Source organism: Streptomyces sp. NPDC019443 (assembly GCF_044389785.1).
Classification (GTDB): Bacteria; Actinomycetota; Actinomycetes; order Streptomycetales; family Streptomycetaceae; genus Streptomyces.
The window spans coordinates 71,154-80,199 of sequence record NZ_JBIRYJ010000012.1 but is presented as its reverse complement, the minus strand read 5'-3'; the positions used below and the strand labels follow the sequence as shown (position 1 = coordinate 80,199).

5 protein-coding genes are annotated in these 9,046 nt (G+C 68.0%); 1 reads left to right on the top strand and 4 read right to left on the bottom strand.

Annotated elements, in window-relative coordinates; translation table 11 throughout:
• Positions 1 to 125 precede the first annotated feature (125 nt).
• Entirely contained in the window at positions 126 to 3,011 is a 2,886-nt protein-coding gene (locus ACH492_RS29785) for a vitamin B12-dependent ribonucleotide reductase (RefSeq protein ID WP_398990946.1), read from the bottom strand.
• A gap of 171 nt (positions 3,012 to 3,182) precedes the next feature.
• Positions 3,183 to 3,689: a transcriptional regulator NrdR gene (gene nrdR / locus ACH492_RS29780; RefSeq protein WP_398990944.1), complete on the bottom strand. Its 507-nt coding sequence runs from the start codon at positions 3,687 to 3,689 to the stop codon at positions 3,183 to 3,185.
• 542 nt (positions 3,690 to 4,231) lie between these two features.
• On the opposite strand from nrdR, the gene lexA reads away from it, so the two are divergent.
• Positions 4,232 to 5,017 carry a transcriptional repressor LexA gene (lexA, locus tag ACH492_RS29775; protein ID WP_307660694.1) on the top strand — a complete coding sequence of 262 codons (786 nt, stop codon included), beginning with the start codon at positions 4,232 to 4,234 and terminating at the stop codon, positions 5,015 to 5,017.
• 147 nt (positions 5,018 to 5,164) lie between these two features.
• On the opposite strand, the gene ACH492_RS29770 is transcribed toward lexA, so the two are convergent.
• Positions 5,165 to 7,135, bottom strand: coding sequence for an ATP-dependent DNA helicase (locus ACH492_RS29770; protein ID WP_398990942.1), 1,971 nt, complete (start codon positions 7,133 to 7,135; stop codon positions 5,165 to 5,167).
• 52 nt (positions 7,136 to 7,187) lie between these two features.
• Positions 7,188 to 8,999, bottom strand: a complete 1,812-nt coding sequence (locus ACH492_RS29765; protein WP_398990940.1) for an IucA/IucC family protein — start codon at positions 8,997 to 8,999, stop codon at positions 7,188 to 7,190.
• Between the last annotated feature and the right edge of the window lie 47 nt (positions 9,000 to 9,046).

The following is a 9,046-nucleotide window of genomic DNA, read 5'->3' as shown; positions in this document are numbered from 1 at the left end:
GACCGTCTTCTTTTCCGGGGGCTTATGCACAATATAGGTTCGTGCGCAGTGTTTCAACAAACCCCCCCCCCCCCCCCGGGGGGGGGCCCCCCCCCCCGCCCCCCCCCCCTCTCCATCAGGCAGTGTCAGCTGCAGCCGCTGGTCGAGCCGCAGCCCTCACAGATGTAGCAGGAGCCGGCCCGCTGCATCTTCGTCCCGCAGGAGAAGCACAGCGGCGCGTCCGCGCTGATGCCCAGCTGCATCTCGACGAGCTCCGCCGAGGTGTGCGCCTCCTTCGGAGCCGGAACCTCCGCCTTCGGGGCGGCGACGGCCTTCAAGGTCTCCTGGTGACGCGGGGCGGACTGGGCCAGACCCTCGACATCCATGTCCTCGTCGGACGGCTCGTACGAGCCGGTTTCCAGGTGACGCTGACGCTCCTCGGCCGAGTGGATACCGAGCGCGGAGCGCGTCTCGAAGGGCAGGAAGTCCAGCGCCAGGCGGCGGAAGATGTAGTCGACGATCGACTGCGCCATCCGCACGTCCGGGTCGTCCGTCATGCCGGCCGGCTCGAAGCGCATGTTGGTGAACTTCGAGACGTACGTCTCCAGCGGAACGCCGTACTGCAGACCCACAGAGACGGCGATCGAGAAGGCGTCCATCATGCCCGCGAGGGTGGAGCCCTGCTTCGACATCTTCAGGAAGACCTCGCCAAGCCCGTCGTCCGGGTAGGAGTTGGCGGTCATGTAGCCCTCGGCGCCACCCACCGTGAAGGAGGTGGTGATGCCGGGACGGCCCTTCGGCAGGCGCTTGCGGACGGGACGGTACTCGACGACCTTCTCGACCGCGGCCCGGATCGTCCCCTCGGCCTTCTCGGTGACCTCGGCCTTCTCCTTCTCCTTGGTCTTGGCGGAGAGGGGCTGGCCGACCTTGCAGTTGTCGCGGTAGATCGCGAGCGCCTTGACGCCCATCTTCCACGCCTTGAAGTAGATCTCCTCGACCTCTTCGACGGTCGCCGACTCCGGCATGTTGACGGTCTTGGAGAGCGCGCCCGAGATCCACGGCTGGATGGCCGCCATCATGCGGACATGGCCCATCGCGGAGATGGAGCGCTCACCCATGGCGCAGTCGAAGACCTCGTAGTGCTCGGTCCTCAGGCCGGGGGCATCGATCACATTGCCGTGGTCGGCGATGTGGGCGACGATCGCCTCGATCTGCTCCTGCTGGTAGCCGAGGCGGCGCAGCGCCTGCGGGACCGTGCCGTTGACGATCTGCATCGAGCCGCCGCCGACCAGCTTCTTGAACTTGACCAGGGCGAGGTCGGGCTCGAGACCGGTGGTGTCGCAGGACATCGCGAGACCGATGGTGCCGGTCGGCGCGATGACGGACGCCTGGGAGTTGCGGAAACCGTTCTTCTCACCGAGACGGATCACGTCCTGCCAGGCCTCCGTGGCGGCGGCCCAGATCGGCGAGTCCAGGTCGTCCATGCGGACGGCCACGGCGTTGGCGTCGGCGTGCTGCTTCATGACGCGCTTGTGCGGCGCGGCGTTGCGGGCGTAACCGTCGTACGGACCGACGACCGCGGCGAGCTCGGCGGAGCGCTTGTACGACGTACCCGTCATCAGCGAGGTGATGGCACCGGCGAGCGCGCGGCCGCCGTCGGAGTCGTACGCGTGACCCGTGGCCATCAGCAGCGCGCCGAGGTTGGCGTAACCGATGCCCAGCTGACGGAAGGCGCGGGTGTTCTCGCCGATCTTCTGGGTCGGGAAGTCCGCGAAGCAGATGGAGATGTCCATCGCGGTGATGACCAGCTCGACGACCTTGGCGAAGCGCTCGACGTCGAAGGACTGGTGCCCCTCGCCGTCGTCCTTGAGGAACTTCATCAGGTTCAGCGAGGCGAGGTTGCACGAGGTGTTGTCCAGGTGCATGTACTCACTGCACGGGTTCGAGCCGTTGATCCGGCCGGACTCGGGGCAGGTGTGCCAGTGGTTGATGGTGTCGTCGTACTGAATGCCCGGGTCGGCACAGGCCCAGGCGGCCTCGGCCATCTTGCGGAAGAGCGACTTGGCGTCGACCTCTTCGATGACGTCGCCGGTCATGCGGGCGCGCAGGCCGAACTTCCCGCCGTTCTCGACGGCCTTCATGAACTCGTCGTTCACACGGACCGAGTTGTTGGCGTTCTGGTACTGGACGGACGTGATGTCGTCGCCGCCCAGGTCCATGTCGAAGCCCGCGTCACGCAGGGCGCGGATCTTCTCCTCTTCCTTGACCTTGGTCTCGATGAAGTTCTCGATGTCGGGGTGGTCGACGTCGAGGATGACCATCTTGGCCGCGCGGCGCGTGGCGCCGCCCGACTTGATCGTTCCTGCGGACGCGTCGGCGCCACGCATGAAGGAGACAGGACCCGAGGCATTGCCACCGGAGGAGAGCAGCTCCTTGGAGGAACGGATCCGGGAGAGGTTCAGGCCGGCGCCGGAGCCGCCCTTGAAGATCATGCCCTCTTCCTTGTACCAGTCGAGAATCGACTCCATGGAGTCGTCGACGGCAAGGATGAAGCAGGCCGAGACCTGCTGCGGCTGGGGCGTGCCGACGTTGAACCACACCGGCGAGTTGAAGCTGAAGATCTGGTGCAGGAGGGCGTACGCCAGCTCGTGCTCGAAGATCTCGGCGTCGGCGGGCGAGGCGAAGTAGCTGTGGTCCTCGCCTGCCTTCCGGTACGTCTTCACGATCCGGTCGATCAGCTGCTTGAGACCGGTCTCGCGCTGCGGGGTGCCGACGGCCCCGCGGAAGTACTTGCTGGTGACGATGTTGACCGCGTTCACCGACCAGAAGTCGGGGAACTCGACGCCACGCTGCTCGAAGTTGACCGAGCCGTCGCGCCAATTGGTCATGACGACGTCACGGCGCTCCCAGACCACCTCGTCGTACGGATGCACGCCGGGGGTGGTGTGGATTCGCTCGATACGCAGACCCTTGCTCGCCTTGGATCCCTTGGCGCGGGACCCTCGTGCCGGGCCGCTCGTCGTCTCTGTCATGCCGCCTCCCATACATGGGCAAAAACGCCCTGAAGTGCCCAGATCTTCCCGTGGCACAGTCTGTGTCTGATGCCGCGGACGCCGCTCACAGCGCCCGTGGCAGGTCTTTTGCCGCCTTGTTGCCGATCGGCGGGCCGATGGGGCGGGCCCAAGCCGCTCAGCCGGTGTTCCTCAGTCGGCGGCGGGCACGGGGACCTCGAGGGTCCCGCCGGTCCCGCATTCTCCTGCGGGAGGCCGTTGCTCGCGGAGTTCCGCGATGGCGGCCTCGAAGTCTTCGAGCGAGTCGAAAGCCCGGTACACGGACGCGAAGCGCAGGTACGCGACGAGGTCGAGTTCCTGCAGGGGGCCGAGTATGGCCAGACCCACGTCATGGGTGGTCAGCTCGGCGCTGCCGGTGGCGCGCACCGCTTCCTCGACCCGCTGGCCGAGCTTGGCGAGAGCGTCCTCGGTGACCGGCCGCCCCTGGCATGCCTTGCGCACGCCGGAGATGACCTTGGTACGACTGAAGGGCTCGGTCACTCCGCTGCGCTTGATCACCATCAGCGAGGCGGTTTCCACCGTCGTGAAGCGGCGGGAGCAGTCAGGACACTGCCGACGACGCCGGATCGACGTTCCGTCGTCGGTGGTGCGACTGTCGACGACACGGCTGTCGGGGTGCCTGCAGAAGGGGCAGTGCATGGCTCCCAACCCTCCTTCACAGCACGACTGAATAGCCTCGACAGGCCGGTCGAAGCCCTCCGAAGCAGCCCCAAGCATAGGCGATGGCCACGGTCTTGGAGGACCAGGGACCACAACTTCTGGGCGGCTGACACAATCCAACCACTAGATCTGGGGTTTGGCCGCACTTTCGACGCTCAACGCGTGTCGCGCGGCGGCAGCACCGTACGGGCGGCGTACGAGTGGTGACGCAGCGACACGAACGCGGCGCGAGGCCGGCCACGAGGGTACGGGAGACGCGCGGCTCAGTGGATTCCGGGCCGCCGGGTGCAAGACTGGGAAGCACCCCCGGAATCGGCCGGCGCCACCCCGCCCCCACCGCGATCCGGCGGGGACATTGCCGCAGTGGCCCGAATGCCCTACGGTCCGAGCGTTCGCACATACACCCAGGCAGGCGCCCGCGTCAGACAATCTGCGATTTTTCACTCGAACGTGTGTTTGGCGCAACCTTTCGAAACCCACTACCGTTGTCCAGCGAGGGAGACCATTCGAGAGGGGCCGACGTGACCACCACCGCAGACAGTGCCACCATCACTGCCCAGGACCGCTCCCAGAACCGATTCGAGCCGGTGCATGCCATGAATGACGCAGCCACGAGTCCCGAGGGACCCAAGCCCACGCGTTCACTGCCCGGCCGACCTCCAGGGATCAGGGCGGACAGCTCCGGTCTCACGGATCGGCAGCGGCGCGTCATCGAGGTGATCCGTGACTCCGTGCAGCGGCGGGGGTACCCGCCGTCGATGCGCGAGATCGGCCAGGCGGTCGGGCTGTCCAGCACCTCCTCCGTCGCGCATCAGCTGATGGCGTTGGAGCGGAAGGGCTTCCTGCGCCGGGACCCGCACCGCCCCCGGGCGTACGAGGTGCGTGGCTCCGACCAGCCGAGCACTCAGCCGACCGACACGACGGGCAAGCCGGCAGCGTCGTACGTACCCCTCGTCGGCCGGATCGCGGCCGGTGGCCCCATCCTCGCCGAAGAGTCGGTCGAGGACGTGTTCCCACTCCCCCGCCAGCTTGTCGGCGACGGCGAGCTGTTCGTGCTGAAGGTCGTCGGCGACTCGATGATCGAGGCCGCGATCTGCGACGGCGACTGGGTCACCGTGCGCCGCCAGCCTGTCGCGGAGAACGGCGACATCGTGGCAGCGATGCTGGACGGCGAGGCCACGGTCAAGCGTTTCAAGCGGGAGAACGGCCATGTGTGGCTGCTCCCGCACAACGCGGCATACCAGCCCATTCCTGGCGACGAGGCGACCATCCTCGGCAAGGTGGTGGCGGTGTTGCGGCGGGTTTGACCGACCCGCCGGCTCTGACCGGGCCCCGGGACCCACTGCGCCGGTCCCGGGGCCCTGCTCTGCCCGGACAGCATTCCGGACGGATTGCACTCCGTCCGGAATGCTGTCCGTCGGGATGCAATCCGTCCGGATGCAGTCCGTCCGGGCTTACTGACCGTCCGCCTTGGCTGCGGCGTCGATCGAGGCCAGCGAGCGACGCACTTGGTTGCGGTCCGTGGTGTACCAGAAGTCGGGCAGCGAGGCGCGCAGATAGCTGCCGTAGCGGGCGTTGGCCAGCCGCGGATCGAGCACGGCGACGACGCCGCGGTCACCCATGGCCCGTACGAGACGGCCCGCGCCCTGGGCCATCAGCAGGGCGGCATGCGTCGCGGCGACAGCCATGAAGCCATTGCCGCCCGCCTCCTCCACCGCCTTCTGGCGAGCGCTCATCAGCGGATCATCGGGGCGCGGGAACGGAATCCGGTCCATCACCACCAACTGACAGCTGGCTCCCGGCACATCGACGCCCTGCCAGAGCGAGAGCGTGCCGAACAGACAGGTCTCCGGGTCGGCGGCGAAGGACTTGATCAACTCGCCGAGGGTCTCCTCGCCCTGGAGCAGGATCGGCTTGTCGAGCCTGCCGCGCAGTTCCTCGGCCGCCGCCTGGGCGGCCCGCATGGAGGAGAAGAGGCCCAGCGTGCGGCCGCCGGCCGCCTCCACCAGATCGGCGAGCTCGTCCATCATGTCGCCGCGGGAGCCTTCACGGCCGGGTGTTGCCAGATGGCGCGCGACATAGAGGATGCCCTGCTTCGGATAGTCGAAGGGCGAGCCGACGTCGAGCCCCTTCCACTGCGGAGCGTCTTCACTTTCGGTGCCCTCGGGGGCAAGCCCGAGCGAAGCCCCTACCCCGTTGAAGTCACCGCCGAGCTTGAGCGTGGCGGAGGTCAGCACCACTGAGCGCTCGGCGAAGAGCTTCTCGCGCAGCAGACCGGATACGGAAAGCGGTGCCACCCGCAGTGACGCGCCGAAGCGGTCGTGGCGCTCGTACCAGACGACGTCGTATTCGGACCCCTGGGTGATGCGCTCGGCGACGTCATGGATGTTCTCGACGGAGGCCAGGGCCTGCTTACGTACGGCGTCCTCGTCCTGGACGGACTTGTCGCGGGTACTGCCGAGGGCAGAGATGACCGTGCGAGCGGCGTCGCGCAGGGCCATCAGCGCGTATCCGAGATCCTCGGGGATCTCCTCGAGGCGGCCGGGGAGGGCGAGCTCCATCACCCGCTCAAAGGTCTCGGAGGCGGTCTGGAGAGCGTCCGCTGCCTTCTCGTTGGCCAGCTTGGCGGCGCGGCGCACGGCACGGTTGACCTGACCGGGGTTGAGCTCGCCGGTGGCGACGCCGGTGACCCGGGAGACCAGCTCATGCGCCTCGTCGACGATCAGAACCTCATGCTGCGGAAGCACCGGGGCGCCCTCGATCGCGTCGATCGCGAGAAGCGCGTGGTTGGTGACGACGACATCCGCGAGCTTCGCGCGCTCACGGGCCGCCTCTGCGAAGCATTCGGCGCCGTACGCGCATTTCGTGGCCCCGAGGCACTCCCGGGAAGAGACCGAGACCTGCGCCCAGGCCCGGTCGGAGACTCCGGGGGTGAGATCGTCGCGATCCCCGGTCTCGGTCTCGTCCGACCAGTCGCGCATCCGCAGCAGATCCTGGCCGAGCTTGCTGGTGGGCGCGGCGGCCTCGAACTGGTCGAACAGGCCGTCTTCCTCCTCCTGCGGCACACCCTCGTGCAGGCGGTGCAGACAGAGGTAGTTGGAACGCCCCTTGAGCATGGCGAACTCCGGCCGACGGCGCAGCAGCGGGTGCAGCGCCTCGACCGTACGTGGAAGATCACGCTCCACGAGCTGCCGCTGCAGGGCCAGGGTGGCCGTGGCCACGACGACCCTCTCCCCGTGCGCCAGGGCGGGCACCAGATAGCCGAGCGACTTTCCGGTGCCGGTGCCGGCCTGGACGAGCAGATGGGAATTGTCGTCGACCGCTTCGGCGACGGCCTCGGCCATGGTGACCTGGCCAGGCCGTTCCACACCGCCCACGGCGGTGACGGCTGCGTGCAGGAGTTCGGGGAGGGATGGCTTCGTCATAGCCCGACCAGCCTACGGGGCACCACTGACAACCCGATCACACCTCGTCTCATCAAGAGGCGCTCAGCGGGTTGGGAACCGTGCCGTGAACGGCGGCGTGGGGGCGGTCCGCGCGGTCGCGGTAACCGTCGAGATGCAGCCTGTTCCGGTTGAGACAGAGCCGCTCGATACGGGGCGTGAGCAGGTCGAACGTCTCGTAACGCTCCTTGAGCTCCGGGAATCGGGCCTGGTGCCGCAGAATCTCCGCCCGTACGAGCGAGAAGAACTGCTCCTCCGGTACGCCCAGTTGCTCCTCGCAGAGGGGTGCGAGAAAGCGGAAGACGCCGATGAAAAGCCCAGAGTGGATGAACTGCGTGAGGAAGGCCGGCTCCTCGGCAAGGAGGGTCTTCCGTACGTCGTCCGGCATCGAGTCGTGCTCGGGCAGCGGCTGGGCGCTGACGTTCACATCGTCGACGAAGTCCTTGATCGCCAGGCGTACCGGCACGTCCTGGTCGTCGAAGACGACGATGGCGTTCTCGCCGTGCGGGGAGAAGACAGTGCCGTAGCGGTAGAGGAAGTGCAGCAGCGGCGGCAGCAGCGCAGAGAAGAGCCGCTGGAGCCAGAGCACGGGGGCGAGTCCGGATCGTGCGACCAGCTCGGCGGTGAAAGCGCGGCCCCGGGTGTCGGTGTGCAGCAGCGAGGCGAGGGTGCGGGCCCGCTCGCCAGGGGCGAGGCGGGGCTGCAGTGGCTCGCGCCAGATCGCGCCGAGGAGTTCCTTGTACTGGTACGGCACCTCGGGGAGGTGGTCGTAGAGGGGGTGCTCGACGGTGACCGATGCGACTTCTCCGAGGAGGATCACGCCGCATTCGTCGCGCAGAAAGGGGTCCCCGTCGCGCAGTCCGTGCACCCAGGAGGTGACGGCGGGGGCGGCGAGGGTGCGTTCTGTGGGGAGACCGCGCCAGACCAGGGTGTTGAGGATGGACAGCGGCAGTTTCACTGTGTGCCGGTCGGCGCGGTCCATGTTGACGAAGGTACGGATGGACTGCTGCGGCAGCCGTAGATCACCGTCCGTCGGGAGCGGGACGATGTCGCCCCGCGCGACGGCGGGTGCGAAGAGCGGCAGGAGCACCTCGTCCCACTGCCAGGGGTGTACGGGGAGGAAGAGGTACGTGTCGGGGTCGAGCCCCCTGGCGCGCAGCACGGCGGCGAAGGAGTCGCGGACGGGCGCGTCGAGTTCACGGACGTACAGATCGTCGGATCCGGCGAGCCCGGGGACTCCTCGGTAGGCGGCCAGGGCGCGGCTGACCGCGATCCAGGGGAGCGGGGCGGGCCTGCGGGCCTCGGGCGACCAGCGGGCGGTGTCCGTGGCGGAGAACCCGATGCGCCCCTTGTTGAGCACGAGCCACGGGTGGCCGGTCTGGTGGCCTTCGAGTTCGGCATAGCCGAGGTCGGCAAGCTCGTCCGCGGTCAGCGCGTGGTGACCGAATCCCGTGTCCGAGACAAGGGTGGCGGTCAGCTCGCGGACCAGGTGGCCGAGGGTGGCTCCGTCGAGGTCTAAGAGATGGCGGGCGCGGGCGAGGAAGGCGAGCGGGTCGGCGAAGCGCCGGCCCTTGTGGTCGATGGAGTCCGGATCGACGCGCCAGCTTCCGTACGCTCCGCGCCGGGCGAGGAAGGACAGGTTGCTGCCGTCGTCGAGCGTGAGGGTGTACTGGTCGCATCCACGGCCGACGACCGGCTCGATGATCTCTTCGTAGGCGAACTCGCCGAGCATCTTGGCGAGGAGCCGCACGGCCGCACGGTCCCAGGCCTGTGCGTTCAGTCCGGGCGGGGTGAAGGGGACGGCGGACGGCTGTTCGGAGTCATGGGTGGCAGGGGACTTCGGCACGGGGACTCCTCGAGTGGAACCGATGCGGGTCGAGCGGTGTATGTAAG

Coding starts and splice junctions, on each gene's coding strand:
- nrdR (WP_398990944.1), bottom strand. CDS start 3,689: ATGCACTGCCCCTTCTGCAGGCACCCCGACAGCCGTGTCGTCGACAGT.
- ACH492_RS29770 (WP_398990942.1), bottom strand. CDS start 7,135: ATGACGAAGCCATCCCTCCCCGAACTCCTGCACGCAGCCGTCACCGCC.
- ACH492_RS29785 (WP_398990946.1), bottom strand. CDS start 3,011: ATGACAGAGACGACGAGCGGCCCGGCACGAGGGTCCCGCGCCAAGGGA.